Here is a 26,366-nt window from a genome sequence, read left to right as displayed (position 1 = left end):
ACTTTGGTTTTAAATCTTCATCCAAATGTAATCTTAGCGTTGTCGTCCTCTGATAATCGAATTGACTTGCTCGAATCAACATCAAGAGTCACTTCAACGGAAGCCTCGAATACAATATGATGGAGTGACTGGAATACCGAAAATTTGCAGAATAATCAGTCAACAGATAATTCGAAAGGTGGGCATGTGCTCAAACCCAAAGTTGTGTTTCCTCAGCAGTTTGTACACGACCAACCCATCCATCATGGGGAAGAGTTTGGTGTATTGTGCTGGAATACGCAAAAGCTTACCGAAACAACGAATTTTCAACGTGTTTTGGCGGGCGTTTTAGCAAACTATCCCTGCTTATTTCTATTGCTTCAAGAGGCAAAGCTCACCGCAAAAAGTAACTGGCTTCTGCCGCAGTGGTCTTACGCTGTTGCACCAAACATGCAAACCCGTCGCTCGACTTATGGTGTCCTCACCGCAAGCCAGTATGCGTTTACAGAAGCTCAAGCGCGACTCAGTAATAAGCGCGAAGGCATGTTTGCAACACACAAAAGTTACATGCTGTCGTACCACTCGCTAGCCGAGGGTGGCTCATTATTAGTCGCTAACGTTCATGCTATAAATTTCGTTCGTGCGAACCAATTTTCAAAAGAAATAGAGCTCATCAAAGCTGAAATCTTAAGCCACCAAGGGCCGCTCATTGTGGCTGGTGATTTCAACGTATGGAGTCGACAACGCCGTTTACGCTTACTGCAATTCTGTCGCAGCGTCGGACTTCGGCAAGCCATTATGGTGGATCCACATCATATAAAAACCTACCGGCAGCACCCGCTAGATTTCATTTTTTATCGCGACCTTTCGCTGCTACAAACGTCAGCGATCGACACAAACAAGGTGTCTGATCACAACCCGCTATATGCGCGCTTTAAGTTATAGCGATAATAGATTAGCCCGCAGCGCTTCAATATTCTCAATCTGAGTCGACAGTGCTTTTTCAATATCTGCCATAGCTTTTTCTGCTAAATTCGCTTTTTGCCGGCTAGCTGCCGCATAAATGCCGTAGTCGTTTCTGTTAATTGTGGTAGTTTTGTAGCTATTGGTTAGGCACTACAAGGAGTGGCTACAGCATGAATATTAATAGCGACAAAGTAAAACAATTGCGTGAAAACAAAGGTTGGTCACAAGAGCAGTTAAGTGAACTGTGCGCTGTAAACTTAAGAACAATTCAGCGCTTAGAAAAAAGAGGTAGCGCATCACCAGAAACACTAAAGGCGTTAGCTTCGGTATTTGAAGTTAGCCCAGATTCACTATTGAGCCCTTCAGACAGGGTTCCCAAAAACGCAGTAACTAGCGTACTTAATACGCTTAAGAACTTCGATAACTTTCACAGCTACTCGAACCGTTACGAATTTTGGTGGTTTTTCATATTCTTTGTCATGGTGCAGGCTCTAGCTGAAGCAATACACATGATGTTGGCTACTATTGTCGCTATTATATTGCTTATTCCCTTTTTGGCGGTTTCTACGCGTCGGTTACGAGACGCAGGCCAAAGCATCGGGTGGCAATGGATGTACTTAGTCCCATTTGGTGTGTTATTAGTACTTTATTTCTTGGCGATGCCAAGTTTAAAACGGTCAACTTAATTCGCCCCCTTTTACAACCATCCTTTTTGATGCGCAATGCGTGCCGCCTCGACGCGATTACTCGCATGCAACTTACTGATGGCCTCTGAGAGATAATTACGCGCAGTACCTTCGGCAATAAATAATGCTTGGGCAATGGCTTGAGTGCTCATGCCCTGTCCTGCTAGGCGCAGCGCTTTGCGCTCTTTCTCCGTAAGAGGGTCATCTTGGCCAAGCGCTTGCAGTAACAATTCGTTGCTGATCACGCGCTCTCCGGCACAGACCTTTTGCAGGGAGCCAATAAGTGTATCAATCGGAGCATCCTTTAACAGGAAGCCACTCACGCCAGCGTCAACGGCACGTTTTATGTAACCTGCCCGATTGAATGTAGTAATAATCACAGTTTTAAGTTGTGGCTGATGCTTTCGAACCCATTGCACTAACTCAATACCAGACAGGTGCGGCATTTCGATGTCGGTCAGCAAAATGTCATAGTTTTCTTGCTGCAACTGTTGTTGCGCTGCCGCGCCATCAACTGCCTCATCGACCTCGTAGTCTGCCTCTAAGCGAAGCAAACTGGCTAATGCGGTACGTACCATGGTTTGATCTTCGGCGAGCAAAACCTTCATGTCGCTGCTCCGTCGGTATTCGTCAATTCAAGCTTCGGTAGCTGCAAAGCCACAGCGCAGCCCCGTGCGGTGGACACTTCGACGGAGCCGCCGAGCTCTTGTATTCGTTGTTTGACACCTAATAGGCCGTTACCACTTTGGACCTCAGCATGACTGCCATCATCGGTAATCTGCACGCGATAGACATCGGCACTTTCATCAAAATGAATGGTGCAGATCTGGCCCGAACTATGCCGGATAACATTCGTTACTAGCTCGGTTACGGCAAGAACTAAGGCGGTTTCGCGAGGTGTATCCAAGATCGGCGGCTTACCTAAGATGTCGGTTCGAAAGCCGGCATCATGCAAGCGTTGTTCTAAACGTTTTAACTCAAGCACAAGCCCGCTATGTTTATAGCCCGACACGCTCTGACGCACCTGCGACAAGCTATGGCGCGCTATTTCGCTGAGCTCCTGAAGCTGTTGCGCTGCGGCATCGTACTGCTGTTTACCAAGTTGCGCTTTGGCCAAATCCGACTTCAATACAATACTTGAAAGGGTATGCCCCAAGATGTCGTGTAAGTCGCGCGCGATGCGCTCGCGCTCAACACTCGTTGCTAGGCGTTCAATTTCGTCCGCACTGCGACGTTCAGCGGCGGCGTGCTGCTGCCGCAAGCGCTCAATACGACCAAAAATTGCAACGGTGATGACGATGACTCCGCCATAATGAAAAAACAGGTCCCAATGGGTTCCCACATGCCACTGAAACACTGCTAGGGTGCCGATAAGCCCCAACACTACAGCTAAGGCATAAGGCCAACGGTAGGCAAAACCGACGAAAAAACCGACGTAGCTGAATAAAGCAACGGAACCCGGGTTCCACGGCGTGACCGCGCAGGCAATAACATACATACCGATAATCGGCCAAAGCATGCGTTGGTAAGGCAAATAGAAGCAATAAAAATACAGCCCGACAAATACCAACATAGCAAGGGAAAGCAACACAATCTCGCTGATCGTATAGGGGAATAGCACCATCGGTAGGATGTAAAAACCTAAGTTAAATAGGTAAACCCAAGCGTGTTTCGCTTCTTCGTTAGAGGCTTTTTGTGTGGTGTTATCGCTGGTCATCATCTGCTTCTTCCGCTCGAAGTCATTTCATTATGGCCATTACTAGCCCATTCGACCAGTGACATTTGTCACCTTCAATTGCTGACAAAAGCTACTGCCGCGTAAGCATTTGTCTCCCTAAACTTGGCGATAACATTATTTACTGGAGATCGCCCATGGCAGTCGCACACTTATCTATTCACGGCTTACGCAAAAGCTATGGCCAGCATCGCGCACTTTACGATGTGGATCTCACCGCCTACAGCGGCGAGGTTCTTGCGGTTCTTGGTAAAAACGGCGCAGGCAAGACCTCGTTGATCAACAGCGTACTTGGCATGCACTCCTACCAAGCGGATCAGCTCGAGTTATTTGGTCAGCCTATGTTGACGCAACAACGCTCTTTAGAGGTACGACAGCGCTTAGGCGTCATGATGCAACTCGGTGCACTGGCAGCGAACTTAACTGTCTACGAACAGCTGGATCTCTTTTGTAGCTATTACCAAAACGGTTTTCAGGTTGCCGAGCTCATGAACAAATTTAATCTCAATACTATCGCCAAGCAACGCTTTGGCAAACTCTCTGGCGGCCAGCGCCAGCAAGTCCTTTTCGCCCTCGCGGTGGCTGGCAAGCCCGACTTACTGTTTTTAGATGAACCCACCGTGGGCATGGATGTCGAGGCGCGTCATGCACTCTGGCAGCATATTCAGGACTACCGCTCTGCGGGCACTGCTATTGTGCTAACCACCCACTACATCGAAGAAGCCGAGCGCTTGGCTGACCGTGTCGCAATGTTGCGTGACGGCGAAGTCATTGCAGCAGGCACTTTGACCGAGGTGATAGCTGATCACGGTTCACTGGAGCAAGCCTACTTAGCCAACATGCAGGAGCAACGTCATGTTTAATGCGAATTTATACGTTAAAGAAGCGGGCTATGATTTGCTTAGCTTATGGCGCACACCCGCATTTTTTTTACCGGCTATTTTATTCCCGGTCACTTTTTATATCTTTTTCGGTATCGTTTTTAACTTTAGCTCGGGCAGTAGTCAGTACATGCTCGTTTCTTATGCCTGTTTCGGTATGATGGGGCCGGCTATGTTCAACTATGCGACCGCCGTCGCCAGTGACCGCGCCCATGGCTGGCTTACCTTAAAGCGCGTTGCGCCTATGCCATTAAGCGCCTATGTAGCAGCTAAGTATTTCAGTAGCTTGGTATTCGCCTTGTGCATTTCCCTAATCCTCTTTGTCACTGGTGGCGTTTTTGCCGGCGTCGAACTCCATACGTGGCAATGGCTTGCCCTCTTGTTGGTATTGTTAATTGGTACCCTTCCCTTCGCTCTCATCGGCTTATTGCTGGGTCTTTGTTTGTCCGACAAAGGTGCGCCTGCGGTCGTCAATTTGGTGTATTTACCGATGGCTTTCTTATCTGGCTTATGGGTACCCATTCAGTTTTTGCCGGAAACCGTGCAATACATCGCCTATGGCCTGCCGGCCTACCACTATGCACAACTGGCTCATGCTGTGATTGGCACGAGTCAGGGCCATAATATTTGGCTGCACTTGGCTGCTCTTGTTGGCTTTACCTTATTACTCACCGTTATCGTGCGCTGGCGTTGCCAGCGCCTTTCGCACTAATTTAAATGAGCCTACTACTATGAAAAAGATACTTTTATTACTGGCCGTTGTTAGCGCTGTAATGGCCATCGTATTCAGTCTACCGACTCCAAAGCCGGCTGATGCGGGGCGCGAGAACAGCTTCGTGGTCGGTCCGGTGAACATTTTTGACGGCGAAAAATGGCGCGATGAAAAATTTGTTGTTGTGCAAGACGGTTGGATTACTGAGCTTGCGATGACGCGCCCGCAAATCGATTTACCCTATCGCGAGACGCAAGGCGAAGTGTTAATTCCGGGCTTGATTGACGCACATGTGCACGTATGGGGGGATGCCCTGGCGCAAAGTCTCGACTTCGGTGTGACCACCGTGATCGATATGTTCGGGGACCCTAGCTTTTTGCAGCAGCATAAAGCCGCGCGTGCGGAAACCCAACAAGCTAAACAGGCTGACATCTTTGGCGCTGGCTATTTAGTCACTGCACCTAACGGCCATGGCACGCAATACGGTATTTCGGTACCGACGTTAAATGCTCCTAGCGCAGCCCCCGAAACTGTTGCTGAGCGTCTCGACAGTGGCTCTGATTTTATCAAAATCGTTTACACCCATGCTGACGCGGTTTATCAACATGCGCCGTCAATTTCCTATACGGAGCTGGAGTTCCCATCTTAGCTGGCAGCGATGCACCCAATCCAAGCACCGCTCACGGCTGGTCATTGCTGGTTGAGCTAGAAATATTGCAGCGCGCTGGCTTATCATAAAAGTATCCGACTCATTTACACTTACGGTGTTTATGGGGCTTGCAAAAGAGTATTACGTCACCGCTTTAAAAACCGCAAAACCAGGGCTCTAAACACCAGATTGTCGACAATATTTCTACTATAAGCCATATTTATTTCTACAAAATCACTTTTAGACATATATTGTCGACAAATTTACCTGGGTGAGCCCTTATGCTTTTTAATTTCTTTGGAACTTTGAATTCGATTTTAATTGTTGTGAGCCTGATTGGTATCTTCTCGCAAGTCAGAACGGTTTGGCTACGCAAGAGGGAAAACCGGCACGGAGCTACTGAAATCCTCTCTTTAAATAAATTCTTTGTTAGCTTTTTGGCTTATTACTCATTTTTTGTTTACGGGATGTCGATAGAGCCTTTCAATCACTTTATTGTTTGGCCGAGGTTGATAGCCGCTCTTTTAGTTGCGGTGGTTTTATATGAAATATGGATTGATAGAAGAGCAATGACTTCCTTCAGCCTTTTCGCTTTAGCCATTATATTACTTGTGTCAGGAATTATCTTTGGTCTCGTAACAGATGCCTACACCGATGATGGACGCAAGCTAATGGCGGCAATGATTGTTATTATTACTATTTTTCTTGCACAAGGTTATATCCATCAAATCATGCTGGTACTTAAGCTAGGCAGTACTGGGGCGCTCGATATAAAAATGAGTCAGCTCATTCTACTCATGGATTTTTCGACAGTCGCATTTGCATGTGTTATGGGACTTGAGGATGGTTGGCCCTTACTGCTGCTCGCCGTAGTGAGCGCATCTACCAAGATCATTATTCTTTATTTGTTTCGGTGGGTCAGGAAAAGTAAATCTGCAGAACGCAGGCGTCTAGCTGCGGCTCAGTAATGTACCAGCCGTTGTTCTGGGAACTTAGACCAAGTAATAGAACAATTCGACAAATTAGGCTCTACTTGAGTATCAGAGCAATAGTTTGATCGTGATTTCACGGAGAACTCTTTTGAACTTTGTACGCTATATTAGTCTATTGCTTGCCAGTTTGATTTTGACTGGGTGTGCGTCAATCGTTTCGACTTATTTGCAATCAGCAGATAGTTTCGATTATGACAGTATCGGTTCTTACGAACATATTGCCGAACTCGGCTTTACTACGCGTGAACATTGCTCCGCGAACGAAGGCCGTTGTACCCAGTATTTTATCGGGGAGCCGCTCACAAGTCGGCGTTTGCAATACCAAACTGAACTTTCATCAGCGCACTCCATAACCGCTGTTGAGTTATCTATCACACGAGATAGTCTGCCCGTTTACGCGCCAAGTACGATTGTGTTGATGCACGGTTTTCGCGCCTCAAAAGAGTTCATGGTAAATACAGCGCTCTACTTTCGCTTCTTAGGATTCAACGTTATCGTTCCCGATTTGCTCGGGCATGGTGACTCTTCTGGGAAGAAGACTTTTGGTGTCATCGATAGCTATGTGATTAATGAAATCATTGCCAAAGAGCATGTTCCCCAACGAAACCTCTATTTACTTGGTAACTCAATGGGCGCGGTTACGGCTACTCGAATTGCGAGCATGCGGGATGATGTTCATGGACTTATATTGCAGGCACCCATGCTCAATTTTAGCGAGGCCGTATACCGTTACTCGAACTCAAATTATCCATTCCTTGCTGGTCTAATTGGCGACGAAGCTATTCTCGAAGGAGCTTCATCAGCGTTATCCGAGGTCAACTTGACCCCCTCTGATACCAATATTATGCCAATGCTTTCATCGCTGCCGATACCGATATTGATTTTGACGTCATCGGCTGATGAAGTGTCGCCTTACACTTCGTTTGCCGATCTAAGGGGCGAGCAAGTAACTGTCAAAAATCTACCCAATAGGAATCATCCAAGCATGGCGGTTGTTGGCAATGAAAGCAGTGCGATTATTTTAAATTGGCTTGGGAAATGACTTTTGTTAAAAATTTTTGACATGAAGGCACTCCGCCTATAAACTCACCATGTTAATTATTTTTAACTTGGTGAAGTGCACATGGCTTTCAAAGAAAAATCAGCCTGGCTAATGTTGATTGCAACCTTGATAGTTGGGCTTTATATGTCGTATGCGGTCGTGCAAACATATATGGAACTTCAGCAGGTTCCTGCGGTACTACCGATATTTATTAAACTTACGGTTACGCTAATTATTTTAAGTGTAATCGGCCAAATCGTGCTGGCAATCGCCAATCGTCAACAGGCTGGGCAAAAAGCCGATGAGAGAGAGCAAGTGTTCATTCGTCGGGGACAAGCTGTGGCGGGCGGTGTATTAGCAGTTGGCGTTGTCACGTCGCTACTACACTTTCTCTTCCTAAACGACGGCAATCTTCTCTTTTATAGCTGTTTACTGAGTTTAGTGGTGGCACAAATCACCGAATATGCTGTGCAAATTGTAAGTTTCCGAAGAGGTTATTAATCATGCTGCCTATCGGTAACTGCGTACGTGAATTACGCGCAGAAAGCGGTGATATGACTCAAGCTGAGCTGGGCGAGCGCGTTGGTGTGACGCGTCAAACGATAGCGGCGATTGAACAACGTCGCTATTCACCATCTTTGGAAACTGCCTTTCGCATTGCCAAAGTTTTCAACAAAAGCCTTATTGATGTATTTTGGTTTGATGAAACCTAATTTGACTTAAACCACTGTCATGATGCTTGCACCTATCGAATTAATGCCGGTGAATATTGTTCAATTACTCATGTTGTTTGTGAGTATTTTGGCAATCGCTATGCTATGTGGACAACGTCGCTATGTCGGGTTGGTTTTGGCATTTTCGGTGCAGGCATTGGCTGTGCTTTTTAATTTTTTAGAAGAACTGCGATTTGTTCCAGTGCTCGTTACGCCAGCTATGAGCCTTGCCGGTGGACCCAGTTTATATCTCTTTGTCAGGATCTTGGTGCGACCTGAACAGCCGCTTGTCTGGCGCGATGCAGTGCATTTTGTGCCGGCATTTATTGCGCTGTTTTTCGCATCCTACATCGGTTGGGTTCTCGCATTAGGCGCATTGAGTCAACTTATTTACCTGAAACGGTCACTCGTGCTTCTGTTGCGCTACGAGCGCGCCATTAAAGAACGCAGAGCTGACACCGAACGCCTGCAACTGCGCTGGTTGATGTGGCTTCTTTTCACTTTGATGGGATTAATTGTCATTGAGATCATCCGCGCCAACCTGCAATCCTTTCTTCCCTTCGATTTGCGCAATCAATGGTATTTCATCGACCAAGTCATTCTGCTTTTATTGCTCGCCGGTTTTCTGGTTGGGATTGTTCGGCAACCTGAAATTTTCGATGATTTGCAGGAGTTCGAGGAAGCTGAAAAAGCTAACTCGCAAGCTTCGAATGAACAGGCTCTTAGCCTCTTCAACGAAATTGATGGCTTAGTCAAACGTGAAGGGCTCTTTCTCAGGCCGCGCCTAGCTCTTCAAGATATCGCTTCACTCACAGGCCTCAATGCCAAAGATATCTCGTGGGCGATCAATCAAGGCGGACAAACAAGCTTTGCCGACTACATCAACCAATTACGCATTGCGCAAGTGGTTGAGATGGCTCAATCGCAACCACAAAAATCACTGCTGGATATCGCGCTTGACGCTGGTTTTAGTTCCAAGTCCTCTTTCAATGCGGTATTCAAAAAGCAGACGGGAATGCCGCCCAGTCGCTACTTAAAAAGTCTAGAATCTTGATTCTGGTCGCCACTTGGCCGCTCACAAACTAGGCTACTGGCACAAACAACCGTGCTTGGAGTCTACCCATATGAAAACTAGCAAATTGAGAACCTTTCCACAGAGGTGTCTGCGCGGCACTGCGATACTACTACTCACATTTTTTTCAATCGCAGCGCTGCTATGGCTCTATCAAGACCTCGAACGCGGCGAGACTGAGTTAACTCTTGAAAGACCCCAAAGCTTTATCCTTAACAACGTAAACATACTACCGATGGGTGGGCAGAAAGTGCTTCCAGCTCACACGATTGTTGTGCGTAATGGCGTCATTACAGAGATAAGCCCCATAGCGCAAGTAGCTGAGAGTGAACTCACGGTCATTGATGGCAAACAAGCCTACGTCATGCCGGGTCTAATCGATGCACATGTGCATGTATTAGATCGTAGTTATGCCAAGTCAGCGTTAGCCGCAGGGGTCACTACCGTGCGTAACATGGGCGGCTTTCCTTACCATATAAAATGGCGTCATGAACTCGAATCTGGTGAATGGTTTGGCAGCCGATTGGTGGTGTCGAGCCCTATTTTTAATAGCATTGAACAAGGCGATCCACTCGCTCACTTCCGAGTAAACAACCCTGATTTAGCGCGTCAGGCTGTGCGCGATTATATTGCCGAAGGCTATGATTTTATAAAAGTCTACGAAGGTCTACATGCAGAAACTTACAGTGCGATTTTAGCCGAAGCGAACACGCTTGGTGTCATGGTAGCAGGACACCCTTCGTATGATTTGATGCATAAAAATCTTAAAAAGCATGGCGCACTGCGTACCTTTGAGCATAGCGAAGAGATCTACGATGGCTTTTTAGGGCAAACTTTTGACGACTCGAAAGCCGAGTCAGCAGCGCAATTTTTTGTCGAACACGATGTCGCTTTGGTTCCAACTTTAGCTGTGAATCATGAGTTAACGCAGTTAAGCAATAAAAAAGCTGACTATTTACAGCGAATTGATCAAGCGGCAATCACTCCTTTCGCCCGCTTCATCTATGAGCAAACATCGTTTAAACGTTGGCTAAATGCATCGCCAGAACTGGCAACATACAATCGAGAGGTTGATGCCTACCTACATCACCTAACCCGCCTCATGCACGAGCGCGGCGTTAAACTTGTACTGGGTTCAGATGCAGGCGCATTAACTGGGCTACCGGGACCAGCCACAATCGATGAGATAGAATTGATGGTTGCAGCTGGTATTCCACCCTATGCGGTACTGACTGCAGCAACGGTCAATGCTGCGCAAAGCATAGATATGGATCAACAACTTGGGCGCATTGCGGTGGGCTTTCAGGCTGATTTAGTGGTTTTAAACGAAAACCCAGTTAGCACAATACATACCTTGCGTAATCCCCTCATGGTGATACAACAAGGTCGTGTTTTTAGCAGCGAAGACCTCAATCAACTGCATGCTGAGGCTCATCAGCATTCAAACTGGCTGTTGAGTGTTATTCGGCATTTGAATTATCTGATATTTGGCTAGCTACAAAAGAGGTGCTGAAGCGACGCTCGCTAAAAGTGGATTCAAAATCTTGGCTAGACTTGCTTTCAGTTACAAATAAATAGCCATCATGCTGTGCGTAGTGCTCTATACTTTTACCGGCAGCATTTACATCGAAAAAGAAGTAGGCGCTGCCATCACCATAAAAATTGAGCTCTGCTTTAATTGGATGAAGGTCATCGGTAACGGTCAAATGATAGTTTGCTTCAAATTCATTAACGTAACCGCGAAGTTCTTCATCATCAATCAGTGCTTCAAGAGGTAAAGCGTATTCAAATCGAAGCTGTTTTTGCTCTGGTATTGACACAACGCGAACAAGAGTGCCGGTACGGATGCGCTCAATAATGGCATCACGTGGATGGAATAGATCAACCAATTCGGCGACATCAAAATACTCCATCGCAAATGCAGTTTCTGATGATGTTTCATTACTGCGGCCTTTATTTAAAAGGTTGATTAAGGTGGCCGGGTAAATGACTTCTAGGCCGTCAGCGTTCGTTCGCACGAAAGTGGTAAGTTGACCGAACTCGCGTTTATCATGACGTAAGTTGAGTGCTTCAAAACTAGCATTAAGAGTAACCTGCAGCGTCTTATCGGGTAATGCCGGCAATTCGAATAAGCTTTGCTCAAGTTGTTGCTGAAAGGCACGAACATCTGGCTCAGAAGCATCAATTGAAACAGATGCCGATAGCAATAAACTGCCGATCAGTAAAAGAGGCTTTTTAAGTAACATTTTTTATATACTCGATTGAATTCGTGAATTTAAAGACTCCAAGTATTTTAAAGAGTTCATCCCAAAAGAAAGGAAGCCGGTTAGATGCCTGAAAATGCAGAGCCAGTCTATTTTGATGACGCTACAGGAACATTGCTATTCAGGGATGTACACATTGAGTTGCGTCCCAAAACCTACGCTGTTGCAAAGTTCTTAGCCGAGCGTGCACAAGAAGTTTGCTCCAAAGAGCAAATCATGGATGCAATTTGGGAAAATAGTTTTGTGGAAGAGCAAGCGGTATTCCAATCCATTAACGAAATTCGTCGCAAATTCGAACCATCTGTTGTGATTCAAACATACCCGCGTAGAGGTTATCGCTGGGTATTACCCGTTGTCTTACATGCATCGAGCCAAAGCAAAAATCCAGAGCAGTTGATTAAACATCGCAAGCCACATGGGCTTTTGATGTCGTTTCTTGTTGTTTTGTTAATCGGTTTAGTGGCAGTTGGTTGGTATACGTTTATCGATAATGGCAGATTGAAGCGATGGAGTCAGAGTGATCCACGCTTCAACATTACCGATCATCAAGCATTGATGGTATTGCCAACTGATACAACCGCACTCACCAATAACGACCATGGTCTTGGTTTTGGCGCCTTACAGTCAGTACTCGAAAGGCTTCCAACAGAGAGTAATCGCACGATATTCCAGGCTAGTGATGTGCTGGATATCATGGATAGAAAACAAACTGAACAACCGACCGACTATTTCGCCGTATCTGGAGCAACGCAAATTGTCAGTAGTAAATTAAATGGTGTGCCCGGAGAGTATTCTTTACTTTTTACTGTGTGGCAGCGAGGTGGTTCACAACAGCACGGCGTGCTTCACGGCAGTACGATTGAACAGGTTGTCAATGATTACGCCGAAGCATTAATGCTGCAACTATTCGGTGAGCTGCCTCGCCCACACCGCGGAACTGTCTCTGCCTTAACCACAACCTTAACTCACCGAGCGATGACGTTGCTTTCACAAGGTGAAATACAGTCGGCAATTCCTTTTCTTGAAAGCGCTATTGTTGAGCACCCTGATGAGCCGATGCAACGCTTTCTATTAGCCCGTAGCCACTTACAGTTAGGCAATATAGAGTCTGCTTTGCCTCATATTGAATCAGGCCTAGCAACGCTTAATAAATCACCACAGCAAACCTTGCGCGGTCGCTTACTTTATTTGAAAGGTGTGGCGCTCATGAAAACAAACTTACCTGCAGCGAGTCACTTCCTAAGTGCTGCACAATCTGTTGCTGAAGAACAACAAGACTGGCTTTACCATGCTTATACTAAAGCGATGCAAGGCCAAATCCTCATCAAGCAACAACGCTTTTCTGAAGCAGAGCCTTTATTTGCAGAATCTCTTCGTTATCAACAATTACTAAACTGCCCGCTCGGTATTATACAAGGCCACCTCGATTATATTGATTTTTACCTAGCGCAAGGACACACCACTAAGGCGAAAGCTGAATTGGAGCTTGCTGAGAAAATTGTACGAGAACGAGACCTTGAGGTCGTCAGGAAGATTATTGAAGGTTATAAAATTAAACTTATAAAAACATAGTGTTACAGATTATAGAATTCTTATAAAAGAATTCTAAGCCTTATATTTCGTGTTTTGCCATGCTGTTCAAACAACGAACAGAGGAATTAAACATGAAATTAAACGCACTCGCTCAATCATTCATAGGTTTTAGCTTTATAGCCGCTCTTACAGCATGTTCCAGCTCGGGATTTGAGCGAACCAACCTAAATCAGGCTAATCAACGATACCACGCCATCTTACTTCAGCAAGAACCTGTGACATTAAATTCAAGTATTCCCGAAGGAGCTGTTACCGGCGCAAGTTTCGGCTTGTTTACTGAGATCGATGGTGACTCCGAAGACATGATTTCTGGCATGCTCGCGGGCGCACTAGTCGGCAGTGTAATTAGTGCAGTGACTGATGGTTCAAACCAAGCCACCCGATACCGCTTTTACAATCAGAAGAAAGGCGAATTTAGCGTCGTTAGCAAGCAGAAGTTCGATAAAAATGTGCAATGTGTCGAGGTGCACCATACAAATAAAATAAAATTGTATGCTGTTGACTCAGAGTTCTGTCGGCTAACTCGAGAAGATAACTCAGTGAAGGCTATCTACGGCGGAAAGTTACAGCGAATTGGTACGAACGCTTGGCATCCTGCAACCGTCATTGTCAAAGATGAACTCATTATAGCCGTTAATCCAACCAGCCAAGAAATTCCTGCCGGCGCACAACTCATTGATGGTCGCGGAACATGGCTCATTCCTGGTCTCGTGGACGGACACGTGCACTTATCGCAAAGCGGTAGCGCATTTACGCGTCCGGATATGATTGGTGCAACCCATATTCATAGCTATGGTGACGATCAGAGTTGGCTCATTGATCAGCTTCCCTCTCTGCTGGAAGATTACGTGAGTCTTGGGATCACGACGATTGCAGATTTAGGTGGTCCGACTAAAAGTCTTCACGTTCGAAATCAACTCAACTGTGAGTCGCATTGCCCATCGATTATAAGCGCTGGCGAGCTAATTAGCGCGACGCCGGTACCAGCGCTCAATGGTGCTCAAGGGCCAACCTTTTTAAACACCGAAACTTCAGCTGAAGCCATTGCCGCAGTGAAAATGCAGCGTCAGTTTGGTGCGAAGATCAGCAAATTTGTATTTACCAGCGAGGCAGGTTTGAGCCCTAGTCAGCTAGATAAGCTATTCTCTCCGGCTATTAACGAAGCAAAATCGCTGGGGCAGATTATTGCCGTGCACGCTCAAGATTTAGATTATGCAAAGGCGGCGATTAGAGCTGGTGCCGATATTTTAGTCCACGGTGTTATGACTGCGCCGGTAGATGATGAATTTATTGAGCTTGCTAAAACATTAAACGTTACTTACATGCCCACCCTAACGGCTTATGAACACTACCTCGATATATTTAAAAGGCAACTCACGTTCTCTGAATTCGAACGCCAGTTTGGTGATCATTACATCATCGATTCTTTTGCACAACTCAATGAAAACCTGTCCGCTACGGATCAAATGTTTCAGCTTTTTACGCGTTATGTCCCGTTTGTTGATAGCAGTGAAAAGGAGCGTTCAAGTCTAACGCCTCAAGAACAATCAATTGTGGCACAGCTAGAAACTTTGTTTTCGGAGCGAATTCTACAAATACAGGTAGCAAACTTATTCACCGTGGCAAACGCCGGTGTGAGACTTGGATTCGGTACGGATGCCGGAAACCCGGCGACGTTGCATGCCTATTCAGTAGCCGAAGAAATAAATGCTTGGCAACACGCCGGTTTGGATAACTTAAAAATATTGCATGCCTTAACCGAGGGGAATGCTATCGCATATCAAATAGAGAAAAAGCAAGGTTCTATTGCGCCAGGGAAGTCAGCCACTTTTAATTTGCTGACCCAAGATCCGTTGCAAAACACCAATACTTTGTTAGCGCCTGCTCTGGTAATTGCAAACGGTAATATTATCGACCTTCAGGAGAATAAATGATGAGCATAAAGCAGCGTTTAGCTTCGTGGCGCAATTGCGTTCTCGGTATAGGGCTCAGTACTATTTCTATTATTGTTGTTGCAACCCCCATTGTTATTCGCCACGACGTCAAAGATGGATCTTATCTCGCAACACAAGCAGATTTTCCACCTTTGGCAACACTCTACAAAATTGGTGCACATGGCACCTTAGTTCATGAAAAGTGGGTTGTGACCGCCGCCCATACTGTTTTTTGTGTTACTCCAGGAACGGCAATTCGAATCGGCGACAAGATTGTCGAGGTCAAAGCGCGATACAGTCATCCGGATTATGAACGCAATGGCGATAATGATATCGCTCTTATTGAGCTCGCCGAGCCACTAAATTCTCCAGTTACCGCTCGTCTTTATGCGGGTAGTAATGAGGTGGGAAAGGATGTCTGGTTTATTGGTTCTGGCGGCACTGGAAATGGTTTAACAGGTCAAACCGTCAATTACAAAGAAAATGCCGGTGTCTTGCGTAAGGCACAAAATCGCATTGAAAGCGCTCGAGGTAATGAGATCACATTTACTTTTGACAAAGGTGTAAAAGCCTTGCCGCTGGAGGGCGTTTCCGGCAACGGTGATAGCGGTGGCCCGGCATTTATCAAACGTGGTGGAGAGTATTGGTTGTTGGGCATAAGTTCACGCGCTGACTCGTGGTTTAAAGAAATGGGCGAGTACGGTGTCAATGAAGTCTACACCAGAGTTTCTGCTCATCTACCATGGATCGAGGCGATGTTCGCTGCTACACCACGACAACGTCGCGAAATGAGTTCGGCAGAGCGATTTGTGCAACCTGGCATCGATGATATCGATAGCATCTGTCATCAAATAAATTATACCCCGGTTAAGGAATCATAATGCTTAAGAAAATCGTAACTCTCGTTTGCCTAGCACTTTTAATTTTCGCGCCAATTACAGCGCACTCGACCAGCGTCGCTAAACAGTTTCAGGCCGCCGGAAGCTGCTTTCAATCGTTTCCAACGTATGATGCTTGGATTGACTTAATACGCGAGCGCAATGGCTGGTTAAAAGCATGGTTAATCTCATGGCGCTATGACGAAGATCGCTTTAACGATGCCGTCGCCAGCGTTGACTGCACAGTAGGCGTTTACCGAAGTTTTGATGGTACTTCAGTACAGGCTTTTGTCGTTAAACCGAAACACTCGCCAATGTCTAAACCTTTACCTATGGTGCTCTATAATCGCGGAGGAAACCAAGGATTTGGTGCGATTACCCTCGCGCAATTACTCGACTTCATCATTCCGTTGTCAAAAAAAGGCTATGTTGTTGCAGCAACTCAATATCGCGGCGGTAGCCCACGCTCTGAGGGAGTGGACGAGTTTGGCGGTCGTGACGTAGAAGATGTTTTGGCGCTTGGTGAAATCATAGCGGATATGCCTGAAACAAACGATAATCAGCGGTTCATGTTGGGCATTTCACGCGGCGCGATGAATACCTTTATGGCTTTACGCGATGCACCGCAAAATGTCATCGAAAAATATCGTGCTGTAGCGGTTGTCGGAGGTCTTGTCGATCTGGTGGACATGAAGAAGTTTCGCCCTGAAATGGAACGAGTCTATCGTGCATTGATTCCCGACTACTCATCAAAGGAAGCTGAGCAACTGTATACCCGTTCAGCGAGTTTATGGCCAGAAAGGTTACCACGACATGTCGCGGTTTTGCAGATACACGGCGAAGATGACGAGCGCGTTTCAGTGCAATCAGCGCGAACTTTTTCAAAGCGTCTAGACGCAAACATTGAATCACATCACCTTAAAGTTTTCGCTGGTGAAAATCATATGATTCGCGGTGAACGAGAAGTCGTCGTTGCTACAATAGATAACTGGTTTAAGCGGCATCTAAATAAAGCTCAATCGAGATCAGAGCTACCGCTCAACACTAAAGCTGTGGTTAAATCAATAACATCTAATGATTAATTGATGTAACAGCAATCGTTGCAAAAGGAGAATAGTAATGTACGAGCTAATGGTCATTTTATCTTGGGGTTCACCGGTAGGAATCGGATTGTTTTTATTTCTTATGGGATGTGGTTTAGGTGTGTTTTTTTGGGGTATTTCACGTTTGCCTACAAAAAACTGAGAATAATTGCGCATTATCAGGATCTCCAATTTTACATCGCGCTTGTTGCAATTAGGAATGATTCGCATTAACATGCCCTCCGTTTGCGAAGTCATGCCCTTTCGGCGGACGCTACTGAGAAAATTTACTGACACTCAATTGGAGATCCCAACGTGAAATTCAGACTTACAACTATCGCTGCGGCCATTTTAATGAGCCATACCGCAACCGCACAGGAAAGTAATGACGTCGAGCGAATTGAAGTCAGGGGTCAACATTTGTCGGTGAGTGAATCCAATTCCGTGAAAACCCCGACACCTATTATTGACGTGCCACAGAGTCTCACCATCATCACCGCCGAAGAAATTTCAGAGCGCGGGATTACCAGCATTGGTGAGATTATTGACTACACCCCCGGTGTGAATACGACGCAAGGTGAAGGCCATCGCGACGCTGTGGTTTTCCGTGGTGTGCGCTCAACGGCTGATTTTTATCTCGATGGTAACCGTGATGACGTGCAGTACTATCGTGCGCTATACAACATTGAGCAGGTCGAGATACTACGAGGCCCGAATGCGTTGTTATTTGGTCGTGGCGGTACCGGTGGTATTTTAAATCGAGTTTCAAAGAAGGCTGATATTGGTGGCGAATTTACCGATTACACAACTTCGGTCAACTCTTTCGGTGGCTTAAACGCCGCTATCGATACGAACGTCACCATGAGCGACAGCTCAGCGTTACGAATTAACGCCATGTACGAGCGCGTTGAAAACCATCGTGATTTTTATGATGGCGATCGTTATGGCTTTAACCCTACGGCGCGATTTGAATTATCCGACGACACCACGCTTAATCTTTCTTATGAATATGTGAATCATGAGCGTTTCATCGATCGTGGTGTTCCGACTGGTGCCGATGGCCGCCCTGTTAAAGCCTTCGAAGATATCGTGTTTGGTGATCCGCAGAACAACTATAACGATGTTGAAGCACACATTTTCAGAGTCGCAGTCGAACATAAATTCAGTGACGCCGTAAAAGGTAACTTCAGTGCATTTTACGGCGACTATGAAAAAGTGTACTCAAACTTCTACGCGAGCGACTACGATGCAACGAACAACGTTGTTGAGCTTGATGGCTACATTGACAGCACATCTCGCGATAACTTGATTCTATCCGGTAATATTGTTGGCGAATTTGAAACTGGCAATATTGGTCATACACTCATTGTTGGCTCAGAGTTGATTTCGACCCACTCCGATCAAAATCGATTTAATCCAGTATTCAGCACCACAGGTTCTGACCAGGAATTATTTGATATTCAGCGTCCAATCAACATCAATGGGCTTGCCGGTGTCAACGCGGATGGCGAGAACTTTACGGTAAGTTTTAGCGATCTGAATGATGACACGCGCGTGAAATTAGACGTGGTATCGGTTTACGTTCAAGACGAAATTGCCTTATCGGATTACTTTGATGTGGTACTCGGTGCGCGCTTTGATCAATTTGATATTGAAGTATTCAACGCCGACCCAGCGGTATTAGAAGCCCGCAGTCGCACCGACAATGAAGTTTCACCTCGTGCTGGTATCATTTATAAACCGATGGAAAATGTCTCGCTGTATGCAAGTTACAGCCGCTCATTTTTGCCACGCAGTGGTGAACAATATACGGATATTAACGGCGAAAATGACAAGCTTGACCCAGATACTTACAGCAATCGCGAAATCGGGGTTAAATGGGACTTTGTGCCAGGTATGAGTTTCACGGCAGCGATTTTTGAAAATGAACAAAGCTCGCCGCAGCCAGCCGACAACGACCCGTCGACCTTAGATATTATTGACTCGGACATTAATGGTTTTGAATTACAATTCAAAGGCCAAGTCACGGACAACTGGTATCTTACGGCTAACTACAGCAATCTCGATGGTGAAATTGTGGATCGCGCAGGCCCAACTGGTCGCACACCACGTGAGTTACCTGAACAGACTTTCTCGGTTTGGAATACTTACCAGTTTACCGATAAGTTCGGCATGGCACTTGGTGCGACGTACCAAGATGAGAGCTTCATCGACAACGGCAATACAGCTGTCATGCCAAGCTATACACGCATTGACGCATCAGCGTATTACCAAATTTCTGATGATATGCGAGTACAGTTGAATATTGAGAACCTGACCGATGAGCTCTATTTCCCGAATGCGCACTCAACGCATCAGGTAACAGTCGGGGCGCCACTCAATGCCGCATTGTCACTCGTCGGGTCGTTTTAATCGGCATCATTGTTACCAAAATATTAAAACTTCTTAAGCCTTACTTAATCTTTGTTCAATAGCATACCGTTACGCATCGTTTTGATGGTAACGGTATCGCTATGGTAGAAAATTCATATAGCACCAGAAATTGGTTGATCACAGCAGTCATTTTTTCTGCTTTATTTCTGGTCATAGAAGTCACCGACGTAAAGTTTCTGCTGGCTGACTATATCTATCGATTAGAAGGCTTTCAGTGGTCTTTACGTGACCACTTTATTACCAAAGATATTCTTCATAATGGCGTGCGCGAGCTTAACTTTGTCGCTATCGCTTTGGTTTTGTTTTTAACGATTTATCATTATTCTCCTTTTGGTCGCCGCGAAAAACGGCGGCGATATACCTTACTTTTACTCTCGTTATTGCTGTCATTCGGAATCGTCAACTATCTCAAAGCCACACTGGGAATGGACTGTCCATGGGATCTCAGTCTATACGGCGGCGCTAAGCCATATGTCGATTTTTGGTCCTTCAGAGAGAGTAGTTTCGCACCCGGCCGATGCTTTCCTGCAGGCCATTCCAGTATCGGTTTTAGTTGGCTGGCACTTTATTTCTTCTGGAAGAACAACCGGATCACTTTAGCGAAGTTTGCACTGGTGAGCTCTATTGTCGTGGGATTCTCACTTGGACTGGTTCAGCAATTACGCGGGGCTCATTTCTTTTTAGATGACATCACCACCGCATTTATCTGTTGGAGCGTATCGTTCTTTATTCATCATTTTGGTAAGCACCATGAAGCGAATCAACGTTAATTTTTCGACGATATTACTTTGCGTAACCGCATGGTTAGTTTTAGCGTATTCAGCCGCTTTACGCGATTCGCTCGAGAATTATGCGGTATATCCTATTACCCAGATTAAATTATTAGCCTTCGTCGCCTGCGTATATGGGCTACTTTTGGTACTTGCGAGAATACTCAATATTTTCAAGCCGGTGGCGATAGGTCTGATCGTGTTGGCGGCGCCAGCTGCATTTTTTATGCAGCAATACGGCATCTTGATTGATCCAGACATGTTGATTAACGCCCTGGAGACCGACCCAGCAGAAGCACATGACCAACTATCCCTCGGCCTGTTTTTTTACGTCATTTTTATGGGGATTGTTCCGGCGTTAATTTTAGCCTTTCTCAAAATACTCCCGACTGGATTTTTCAAAAGATTGAAACAGGGCGTGATTATCGGGCTTTGCTTTACAATTTTTTCAATAGGAATTGTGATGACAAGTTATGATGATTTTGCCTCTCTTTTTCGGAATCATCGCGATATCAAATACCGCATTGTGCCTTTTAATGTTATTTCAGCCTCCGTCTCCGTTGCCAAGCAAAAGCTCAGCAAACCCTCTGAATTTGTGACGCAAGGTGAAGATGCGTTTCGCGAAATAAGCGCAGAAACCAAGCCGAAAGTTATGGTGGTTATTCTCGGTGAAACAGCGCGCGCCGATCATTTTTCGGTGAATGGTTATCCACGTCCAACCACGCCGCGGCTTGAGCAATTAGAACGCTCCGGTGAAATTGCAAGCTATGATGAAGCCGTATCGTGTGGCACCGCCACAGCTATCTCGGTACCGTGCATGTTTAGCTTCTACAACGCAGATAATTATGATCAAGCAGCACGTAATACGACGAACGTACTCGACGTATTAGACACCGTTGGTATTCATGTGACTTGGGTTGAGAATAACTCCGGTTGTAAAAACGTCTGTGACCGTATCAACACCCTCAAAATACCTCCCGAGATGTGTGCAGCAAATCAAGATTGTTTTGATACGGCGCTCATCGATCTGTTTCACGAGTGGATCGAGAACGTGAAAGGCGATTCGATAGTGGTTCTCCATCAAATGGGGAGTCACGGACCAGCCTACTTTGAGCGATCACCAGAGCAATTAAAAAAGTTTTTGCCAGAATGCACTAGCGCAGAGCTAACCGAATGTGCACGCGAAGAAATTGTGAATGCCTACGACAACAGTCTGGTGGTGACTGACGAAATGGTCGCGGCCATTATCGAGTTACTGAAGAACGATATGCGACTAGACGCCAGCTTAATGTATGTTTCTGATCATGGTGAATCACTCGGCGACAATGGGGTGTATTTGCATGGTTTGCCGAAATGGTTAGCGCCAAAAGAACAAACCCATATTCCTTGGATTGTCTGGCCAAGTAATCACTTCAAAGCGAATGCTCGAACTGACAACCAGCAAGTAAGTCATGACAACCTTTCACATACATTGCTGGGTTACTTCAAAGTCAAAACCGAACTTTATGATAGTCGACTAGATTTGACATCTCATCACCGTTAGACTTTGGTCGTAACCACACCTCAAGCCTGAAGGTTCGGCGTACAATATCGCCCTTTATACCTGCATCCCATTAATACACAAAGAATGCAGTCTTGTGAGTTAACCTACAGGTAATGTCATGTCTAAAAATTCCCGTATTCTATGTCCCGAACTGAAGCACTTAGTCATGAGCGCCGAAGAAGCGGCAAAACTTATATCGCCTGGCGCTAATGTTGGCATGAGTGGTTTCACTGGAGCCGGTTATCCCAAAGCAGTGCCTGGTGCGCTAGCAGAGCGCATTCGAGCTCATAATGCGCAAGGTGGAAAACCATTTCGTATCAATGTTCTAACTGGCGCTTCAACCGCGCCAGAGCTCGACGGCAAACTCGCTGAAGTGGATGGTATCGAAATGCGTTTGCCGTTCCAAAGCGATCCGATTTGTCGTGACCGAATTAACTCTGGCACCATGAACTACGCCGATTACCACCTCTCCGAAGTAGCGCAGTATGCATGGTCGGGATTTTTCGGAAAAATGGATATCGCAATCATTGAGGTTGTTGGGATTCGTGAAGACGGTTCGTTGATTCCATCATCATCGCTTGGTAACAACAAAACTTGGATTGAGCAAGCGGATAGAGTCATCCTCGAAGTAAACTACAAGCAGCATGAGCGCTTAGAAGGTATGCACGACGTTTATTATGACGCCGCTTTGCCACCGCACCGTAAGCCCATCATGTTGACTGAGCCGAATCAGCGTATTGGCGATCTATATCTGCGTTGTCCGATCGAAAAAGTGGTTGCTGTTGTTGAAACCAATGCACCGGATCGGAATACGCCATTTAAGCAACCAGACGAAGCTTCGCGGCGAATCGCTGAACACATTTTGGACTTTTTTGAACGTGAAATAAAAATTGGCCGGTTACCCAAAGAATTGCTACCGCTACAGTCTGGCGTGGGTAATATTTCGAATGCAGTACTTGAGGCACTCGACACTGGTCCATATAAAAATCTGACGGCTTATACCGAGGTTATTCAAGACGGTATGCTCAAGATGCTGAAATCCGGCACGCTACAGATGGCGTCGGCAACCGCTTTTTCATTAAGCCCTGAAGGGTTAGCTAAGTTTGATGAGAATATTGAGTTTTATCGCGAAAAAATTCTGTTGCGCTCGCAAGATATTAGTAATCACCCAGAAGTCGCGCGACGCTTAGGAATTATTGCCACCAATGGCATGATTGAAGCGGATATCTACGGTAACGTAAATTCAACCCATATCATGGGAACCCGCATGATGAACGGCATTGGCGGCTCCGGTGACTTTGCTCGCAATGGTTATCTCTCAATCTTCATGTCGCCATCGACCGCAAAAGGCGGCAAAATTTCCTCGATTGTGCCGATGGTTTCGCATGTCGACCATACTGAACATGACGTAAAGATTATCGTGACCGAGCAAGGTTTAGCTGATTTGCGCGGGCTTTCACCACGCCAACGCGCTCGCACAATCATTGAAAATTGCGCTCACCCTGATTTCAAAGACCAGCTACACGATTACTTCGAGCGAGCCTGCGCCAGCGGTCGTGGTATGCATACTCCGCACCTTCTAAATGAAGCACTCAGTTGGCATGAGCGCTTTGAACAAACGGGTGATATGAAGTAATTAAACCGGGAGCGCTGAGCAATTACTTCAATTGTTCAGCGCCTGAATTGCTAGTAGCGCGAGCGAACGTTGAAATGAATAAACGTCATCAGTTCTAACCAACGTTCATTGCGGTGTCAGCGATCTCTCACTGTTCGTCAATTTAAAAGAGAACTCCCAACACCTTCAATGCGCAAACTACCAGAACCACTTTCAATAATATTTAAATCACCAACATCGCGTACTTCGATGCTGCCAGAACCATCGATAATCGTCACCTTGCCATTCACTTGTTGAATATCAATGGAGCCTGAACCGTCTTCAATATTGAGATTACCACGCAGATTTCGCACTGTGATTGAGCCCGAGCCGTCATCTATTTCAACATTCCCGCCATTTTCGATGGTGATGCTACCTGTACCATCTTCGATAGCGAGATCACCCATCACGTCGCGCAGTACGATAGAGCCCGACCCATCATTCAAATCAATACTGAGCGCAGCCGGTACACGCGCTGTTAAATTGATATAAGGGTTGTCACCCCGGTAGGAATTGCTCGCAAAGTCGGCAGTTAAAACTGCGTTACCGCCGGTTTTCTCTAGCGACAACTGAATGTCGTCAGCGTCACGATAATAAACCTCTGCAACCACATCAATTCGGGTACGACCCGCTTCACCGATAATTTCTAAACTTCCGGCACCAGTATCAGCCTTCATTTCTTCAATATCAGTCATATCTAACGATAGCTTCCGTGTTTCATGTTGAAGCTCACTATCGCTCCAAAAATCACCATCATCTGACACATTTGCGTAGACCACACAGCCTGATAACAGGCTTAACGAAGTCAGCGCGAGTACCATTGCTTTCATTTTGATTTCCTTATGCGGATTGACGTTCTCTACCATAATAGATTCATTATGATGAACTAACCTCTAAAGTGAAAATTTCTTCAACAGGCACGTTAAAGAAACTTGCCAACTTTAAAGCAATCACTACGGACGGTGTGAACCGACGTGTTTCAATGGTACTGATGGTTTTGCGCGATACCCCGATAGCATCAGCCAGCTCTTGTTGCGACATGCCATGCTTTACTCGAAATGTTGGCAAATTATTCAGAACCTGATCATCCATTATCATCGTCTCCTTGGTCTCGCATTTCCCACAACACCGACAATGACCACATTAAAGTTCCGACGACGATGAGCGTTAAACTATAAGTGCTGACCGTCACGTAGCTTCCAATAAGCGTTGCTTCGAGGTTGTCACCAATCAATGCACCCGGAATCAACACAATGACTAAACCGACAAACGCTCGCGCATTGGCTTTACGACTTGTTTCACGCGTGAATTCGTCACTATAAATACCGAGCATTTCGCGCCAGCCACCGGCTAGCTTATGACTGCCTGCACTCATTCGTGCCACGACACCTACAAATAGTAATGCGACAAGAACCATCAGAATATTAGGCCACTCACCAACATTCTTACCGGCAAGCTCCAACCATTTAGACACCAACATAATCGTGAAGTAAACACCACTTATAAGCGAGATATAAGCGCCATATTTGAGCGATTTCGCCTGCGCTTCTGCTGACCATTTCGACATAAACGTATCCTCATGGAGGCATCACAATGATACCTTTAGGTTTCACAATATAACCTAAAGGTATCATTTTGCAACCTTAGGGTATCATTTTATCAAAAGTTTCGATTAAGCACGGCACTCATCACAAATGTCAGCGGTCGGCGTATGTGCGAAGCTTTTCGCTAATAAATGCCTTAACGGTTTATCGCAGTAATGCTTCCGTGTTACGTGAGGGTGCGAGCGTAAGCGTCCTTTCAGCACATTATTGCCGACATCGGTCAGTAGTGGGTTATTCGGATCAACCGATGGACCTAATGCACGCGATTTCAGCTCTGGCGGCAAAGAAAGTACCGGTACTGTCGCGGATAATTGGGCAGCCATAAAGAAAGCAATGGAGTAACGCTCTTCACCTTGAATTGGGCTTTCAACCTTGTGATTGGTTGCTTTTAAGAATCCGTTCGAGGCAAGCTCCAATAACTCACCAATATTCACGACTAAAGCGCCCGGAATTGGTGCGACATCAATCCACTCGTTACCACGTTCCACTTTGAGGCCGCTTTGTGAGTCTTGCATGACCAATGTCAGGTAGCCCGGATCTTTATGCGCACCAACGCCTTGTTGTGGCAACTGTTGCGCCGGATAACGAATCAGTTTGGCATGAGTATAGGGCTGCGCACCAATGGTATGATCAAGTGCATGAGCATCAACACCCAGTGACTCACAAAGCTTCTGGAGTAAATCAACCGTAATGTCGCTTAACTTAGTTTGTAGCTTCGTTAATGTCGGTTTGAGTGTTGGCATAGCGCTTGGCCACAAATTCGGACCGATCAGCTTTTGCCAAGGGTACTTGAGTTGCTCAGCGGAAAGCGCCAGCTCTTCATTCATCCAGTCGAATTGCTCGCGCGCATCAAGCCGACCGGCGGTCATTTCATTCCCCATCGCGTTATAACCGCGAAAATGCGGGGAATTGAGCATATCAACGGCTTGCTTTTGCTCAGCTGAAAGCTGAAAGAATGCTCTACTAAGTGCTAAATAATCTTGCTGCGCAGCAGAACTGATACCGTGATCGACAAGATAGAAGAAGCCAACTTCACTTGCGGCGTGGCGCAACTGCGCCAAGCCTTCATCAGAATCAAGTGATGTTAAAGAGATAATCGGTAATGTCGCAGCGTTCATGAGCGCCTCCTATTAGGTAGTGGCGCTCAATATAAGCCTCTATGTACAAATTATGAACGAACGAAT

26 protein-coding genes are annotated in these 26,366 nt (G+C 46.0%); 19 read left to right on the top strand and 7 right to left on the bottom strand.

Annotation, left to right across the window (positions count from 1 at the left end):
• Window positions 1-186 precede the first annotated feature (186 nt).
• Together CWI82_RS01120 and CWI82_RS01115 are read left to right on the top strand one after the other, a co-directional pair.
• Window positions 187-924 (top strand): endonuclease/exonuclease/phosphatase family protein, encoded by a 738-nt coding sequence (locus tag CWI82_RS01120; RefSeq protein WP_130202391.1) that lies wholly within the window; start codon window positions 187-189, stop codon window positions 922-924.
• A 191-nt stretch (window positions 925-1,115) separates the two neighbouring features.
• On the top strand, window positions 1,116-1,631 hold the full coding sequence (locus tag CWI82_RS01115; protein ID WP_130202390.1) for a helix-turn-helix domain-containing protein: 516 nt from the start codon (window positions 1,116-1,118) through the stop codon (window positions 1,629-1,631).
• Window positions 1,632-1,642: 11 nt separating this feature from the next.
• On the opposite strand, the gene CWI82_RS01110 is transcribed toward CWI82_RS01115, so the two are convergent.
• Together CWI82_RS01110 and CWI82_RS01105 are read right to left on the bottom strand one after the other, a co-directional pair.
• Window positions 1,643-2,239 carry a response regulator transcription factor gene (locus CWI82_RS01110; protein ID WP_130202389.1) on the bottom strand — a complete coding sequence of 199 codons (597 nt, stop codon included), beginning with the start codon at window positions 2,237-2,239 and terminating at the stop codon, window positions 1,643-1,645.
• Complete coding sequence (locus tag CWI82_RS01105; RefSeq protein WP_233340170.1) at window positions 2,236-3,351, bottom strand: sensor histidine kinase; 1,116 nt, start codon at window positions 3,349-3,351, stop codon at window positions 2,236-2,238. The genes CWI82_RS01110 and CWI82_RS01105 overlap by 4 nt, the downstream gene beginning before the upstream one ends.
• Window positions 3,352-3,503: 152 nt before the next feature.
• Here CWI82_RS01105 and CWI82_RS01100 point away from each other — a divergent pair, with 152 nt between their 5' ends.
• The 9 genes from CWI82_RS01100 to CWI82_RS01060 all read left to right on the top strand — a co-directional run bounded on the left by CWI82_RS01100 (window position 3,504) and on the right by CWI82_RS01060 (window position 10,922).
• Window positions 3,504-4,229 (top strand): ABC transporter ATP-binding protein, encoded by a 726-nt coding sequence (locus CWI82_RS01100; RefSeq protein ID WP_130202388.1) that lies wholly within the window; start codon window positions 3,504-3,506, stop codon window positions 4,227-4,229.
• Window positions 4,222-4,959: an ABC transporter permease gene (locus CWI82_RS01095; RefSeq protein WP_130202387.1), complete on the top strand. Its 738-nt coding sequence runs from the start codon at window positions 4,222-4,224 to the stop codon at window positions 4,957-4,959. Before CWI82_RS01100 ends, CWI82_RS01095 begins: the two co-directional genes overlap by 8 nt.
• Window positions 4,960-4,978: 19 nt before the next feature.
• Window positions 4,979-5,608 carry a hypothetical protein gene (locus CWI82_RS01090; protein ID WP_130202386.1) on the top strand — a complete coding sequence of 210 codons (630 nt, stop codon included), beginning with the start codon at window positions 4,979-4,981 and terminating at the stop codon, window positions 5,606-5,608.
• 281 nt (window positions 5,609-5,889) lie between these two features.
• The gene (locus tag CWI82_RS01085; protein WP_130202385.1) at window positions 5,890-6,576 is read left to right on the top strand and encodes a hypothetical protein; all 687 of its coding nucleotides are present in this window, start codon (window positions 5,890-5,892) and stop codon (window positions 6,574-6,576) included.
• Window positions 6,577-6,688: 112 nt separating this feature from the next.
• Window positions 6,689-7,642, top strand: a complete 954-nt coding sequence (locus CWI82_RS01080) for an alpha/beta hydrolase (protein WP_130202384.1) — start codon at window positions 6,689-6,691, stop codon at window positions 7,640-7,642.
• A gap of 81 nt (window positions 7,643-7,723) precedes the next feature.
• Window positions 7,724-8,143, top strand: coding sequence for a hypothetical protein (locus CWI82_RS01075; protein WP_130202383.1), 420 nt, complete (start codon window positions 7,724-7,726; stop codon window positions 8,141-8,143).
• Window positions 8,144-8,145: 2 nt separating this feature from the next.
• A complete protein-coding gene (locus CWI82_RS01070) occupies window positions 8,146-8,355 on the top strand; it encodes a helix-turn-helix transcriptional regulator (protein ID WP_130202382.1) in 210 nt (69 codons plus the stop codon).
• A 70-nt stretch (window positions 8,356-8,425) separates the two neighbouring features.
• On the top strand, window positions 8,426-9,409 hold the full coding sequence (locus CWI82_RS01065; RefSeq protein WP_165383858.1) for a helix-turn-helix domain-containing protein: 984 nt from the start codon (window positions 8,426-8,428) through the stop codon (window positions 9,407-9,409).
• Between the two features lie 253 nt (window positions 9,410-9,662).
• Complete coding sequence (locus CWI82_RS01060) at window positions 9,663-10,922, top strand: amidohydrolase family protein (protein ID WP_165383857.1); 1,260 nt, start codon at window positions 9,663-9,665, stop codon at window positions 10,920-10,922.
• Here CWI82_RS01060 and CWI82_RS01055 read toward each other — a convergent pair.
• The gene (locus CWI82_RS01055) at window positions 10,888-11,673 is read right to left on the bottom strand and encodes a hypothetical protein (RefSeq protein ID WP_130202379.1); all 786 of its coding nucleotides are present in this window, start codon (window positions 11,671-11,673) and stop codon (window positions 10,888-10,890) included. The two genes, CWI82_RS01060 and CWI82_RS01055, sit on opposite strands and share 35 nt — an antisense overlap.
• An 84-nt stretch (window positions 11,674-11,757) precedes the next feature.
• Between CWI82_RS01055 and CWI82_RS01050 the strand changes: the two genes are divergently transcribed.
• The 8 genes from CWI82_RS01050 to CWI82_RS01015 all read left to right on the top strand — a co-directional run bounded on the left by CWI82_RS01050 (window position 11,758) and on the right by CWI82_RS01015 (window position 23,560).
• A complete protein-coding gene (locus tag CWI82_RS01050) occupies window positions 11,758-13,263 on the top strand; it encodes a winged helix-turn-helix domain-containing protein (RefSeq protein ID WP_130202378.1) in 1,506 nt (501 codons plus the stop codon).
• 92 nt (window positions 13,264-13,355) lie between these two features.
• A complete protein-coding gene (locus tag CWI82_RS01045) occupies window positions 13,356-15,218 on the top strand; it encodes an amidohydrolase family protein (RefSeq protein WP_165383856.1) in 1,863 nt (620 codons plus the stop codon).
• Entirely contained in the window at window positions 15,215-16,099 is an 885-nt protein-coding gene (locus tag CWI82_RS01040; protein ID WP_130202376.1) for a S1 family peptidase, read from the top strand. The genes CWI82_RS01045 and CWI82_RS01040 overlap by 4 nt, the downstream gene beginning before the upstream one ends.
• Window positions 16,099-17,178, top strand: coding sequence for an alpha/beta hydrolase family protein (locus tag CWI82_RS01035; protein WP_130202375.1), 1,080 nt, complete (start codon window positions 16,099-16,101; stop codon window positions 17,176-17,178). The genes CWI82_RS01040 and CWI82_RS01035 overlap by 1 nt, the downstream gene beginning before the upstream one ends.
• Before the next feature lie 315 nt (window positions 17,179-17,493).
• Window positions 17,494-19,590, top strand: coding sequence for a TonB-dependent receptor (locus CWI82_RS01030; protein ID WP_130202374.1), 2,097 nt, complete (start codon window positions 17,494-17,496; stop codon window positions 19,588-19,590).
• A 101-nt stretch (window positions 19,591-19,691) separates the two neighbouring features.
• Window positions 19,692-20,381, top strand: a complete 690-nt coding sequence (locus tag CWI82_RS01025; protein ID WP_233340169.1) for a phosphatase PAP2 family protein — start codon at window positions 19,692-19,694, stop codon at window positions 20,379-20,381.
• Entirely contained in the window at window positions 20,362-21,924 is a 1,563-nt protein-coding gene (locus CWI82_RS01020) for a phosphoethanolamine transferase (RefSeq protein ID WP_130202372.1), read from the top strand. The genes CWI82_RS01025 and CWI82_RS01020 overlap by 20 nt, the downstream gene beginning before the upstream one ends.
• A gap of 118 nt (window positions 21,925-22,042) precedes the next feature.
• Window positions 22,043-23,560 (top strand): acetyl-CoA hydrolase/transferase family protein, encoded by a 1,518-nt coding sequence (locus CWI82_RS01015; RefSeq protein ID WP_130202371.1) that lies wholly within the window; start codon window positions 22,043-22,045, stop codon window positions 23,558-23,560.
• A 137-nt stretch (window positions 23,561-23,697) separates the two neighbouring features.
• Here CWI82_RS01015 and CWI82_RS01010 read toward each other — a convergent pair whose 3' ends face one another.
• The 4 genes from CWI82_RS01010 to CWI82_RS00995 all read right to left on the bottom strand — a co-directional run bounded on the left by CWI82_RS01010 (window position 23,698) and on the right by CWI82_RS00995 (window position 26,300).
• The gene (locus tag CWI82_RS01010) at window positions 23,698-24,408 is read right to left on the bottom strand and encodes a DUF4097 family beta strand repeat-containing protein (RefSeq protein ID WP_130202370.1); all 711 of its coding nucleotides are present in this window, start codon (window positions 24,406-24,408) and stop codon (window positions 23,698-23,700) included.
• 46 nt (window positions 24,409-24,454) lie between these two features.
• On the bottom strand, window positions 24,455-24,670 hold the full coding sequence (locus tag CWI82_RS01005; protein WP_130202369.1) for a helix-turn-helix transcriptional regulator: 216 nt from the start codon (window positions 24,668-24,670) through the stop codon (window positions 24,455-24,457).
• Window positions 24,663-25,145: a hypothetical protein gene (locus CWI82_RS01000; protein ID WP_130202368.1), complete on the bottom strand. Its 483-nt coding sequence runs from the start codon at window positions 25,143-25,145 to the stop codon at window positions 24,663-24,665. The genes CWI82_RS01005 and CWI82_RS01000 overlap by 8 nt, the downstream gene beginning before the upstream one ends.
• Window positions 25,146-25,250: 105 nt before the next feature.
• Window positions 25,251-26,300, bottom strand: a complete 1,050-nt coding sequence (locus CWI82_RS00995) for an isopenicillin N synthase family dioxygenase (RefSeq protein ID WP_130202367.1) — start codon at window positions 26,298-26,300, stop codon at window positions 25,251-25,253.
• Window positions 26,301-26,366 lie beyond the last annotated feature (66 nt).

Origin of the sequence: Pseudidiomarina tainanensis (assembly GCF_004214835.1) — a bacterium.
Classification (GTDB): domain Bacteria; phylum Pseudomonadota; class Gammaproteobacteria; order Enterobacterales; family Alteromonadaceae; genus Pseudidiomarina; species Pseudidiomarina tainanensis.
Note: the sequence above shows the minus strand (reverse complement) of the source record. Positions and strands in the feature narration are given on the sequence as shown.

What these genes read in the sequence shown, in the direction of transcription:
- CWI82_RS01115 (WP_130202390.1), top strand. Translation starts at nt 1,116, where the DNA reads ATGAATATTAATAGCGACAAAGTAAAACAATTGCGTGAAAACAAAGGT.
- CWI82_RS01110 (WP_130202389.1), bottom strand. Translation starts at nt 2,239, where the DNA reads ATGAAGGTTTTGCTCGCCGAAGATCAAACCATGGTACGTACCGCATTA.
- CWI82_RS01105 (WP_233340170.1), bottom strand. Translation starts at nt 3,351, where the DNA reads ATGATGACCAGCGATAACACCACACAAAAAGCCTCTAACGAAGAAGCG.
- CWI82_RS01100 (WP_130202388.1), top strand. Translation starts at nt 3,504, where the DNA reads ATGGCAGTCGCACACTTATCTATTCACGGCTTACGCAAAAGCTATGGC.
- CWI82_RS01095 (WP_130202387.1), top strand. Translation starts at nt 4,222, where the DNA reads ATGTTTAATGCGAATTTATACGTTAAAGAAGCGGGCTATGATTTGCTT.
- CWI82_RS01090 (WP_130202386.1), top strand. Translation starts at nt 4,979, where the DNA reads ATGAAAAAGATACTTTTATTACTGGCCGTTGTTAGCGCTGTAATGGCC.
- CWI82_RS01085 (WP_130202385.1), top strand. Translation starts at nt 5,890, where the DNA reads ATGCTTTTTAATTTCTTTGGAACTTTGAATTCGATTTTAATTGTTGTG.
- CWI82_RS01075 (WP_130202383.1), top strand. Translation starts at nt 7,724, where the DNA reads ATGGCTTTCAAAGAAAAATCAGCCTGGCTAATGTTGATTGCAACCTTG.
- CWI82_RS01070 (WP_130202382.1), top strand. Translation starts at nt 8,146, where the DNA reads ATGCTGCCTATCGGTAACTGCGTACGTGAATTACGCGCAGAAAGCGGT.
- CWI82_RS01065 (WP_165383858.1), top strand. Translation starts at nt 8,426, where the DNA reads ATGTTGTTTGTGAGTATTTTGGCAATCGCTATGCTATGTGGACAACGT.
- CWI82_RS01060 (WP_165383857.1), top strand. Translation starts at nt 9,663, where the DNA reads ATGGGTGGGCAGAAAGTGCTTCCAGCTCACACGATTGTTGTGCGTAAT.
- CWI82_RS01055 (WP_130202379.1), bottom strand. Translation starts at nt 11,673, where the DNA reads ATGTTACTTAAAAAGCCTCTTTTACTGATCGGCAGTTTATTGCTATCG.
- CWI82_RS01050 (WP_130202378.1), top strand. Translation starts at nt 11,758, where the DNA reads ATGCCTGAAAATGCAGAGCCAGTCTATTTTGATGACGCTACAGGAACA.
- CWI82_RS01045 (WP_165383856.1), top strand. Translation starts at nt 13,356, where the DNA reads ATGAAATTAAACGCACTCGCTCAATCATTCATAGGTTTTAGCTTTATA.
- CWI82_RS01040 (WP_130202376.1), top strand. Translation starts at nt 15,215, where the DNA reads ATGATGAGCATAAAGCAGCGTTTAGCTTCGTGGCGCAATTGCGTTCTC.
- CWI82_RS01035 (WP_130202375.1), top strand. Translation starts at nt 16,099, where the DNA reads ATGCTTAAGAAAATCGTAACTCTCGTTTGCCTAGCACTTTTAATTTTC.
- CWI82_RS01025 (WP_233340169.1), top strand. Translation starts at nt 19,692, where the DNA reads ATGGTAGAAAATTCATATAGCACCAGAAATTGGTTGATCACAGCAGTC.
- CWI82_RS01020 (WP_130202372.1), top strand. Translation starts at nt 20,362, where the DNA reads ATGAAGCGAATCAACGTTAATTTTTCGACGATATTACTTTGCGTAACC.
- CWI82_RS01015 (WP_130202371.1), top strand. Translation starts at nt 22,043, where the DNA reads ATGTCTAAAAATTCCCGTATTCTATGTCCCGAACTGAAGCACTTAGTC.
- CWI82_RS01010 (WP_130202370.1), bottom strand. Translation starts at nt 24,408, where the DNA reads ATGAAAGCAATGGTACTCGCGCTGACTTCGTTAAGCCTGTTATCAGGC.
- CWI82_RS01005 (WP_130202369.1), bottom strand. Translation starts at nt 24,670, where the DNA reads ATGGATGATCAGGTTCTGAATAATTTGCCAACATTTCGAGTAAAGCAT.
- CWI82_RS01000 (WP_130202368.1), bottom strand. Translation starts at nt 25,145, where the DNA reads ATGTCGAAATGGTCAGCAGAAGCGCAGGCGAAATCGCTCAAATATGGC.
- CWI82_RS00995 (WP_130202367.1), bottom strand. Translation starts at nt 26,300, where the DNA reads ATGAACGCTGCGACATTACCGATTATCTCTTTAACATCACTTGATTCT.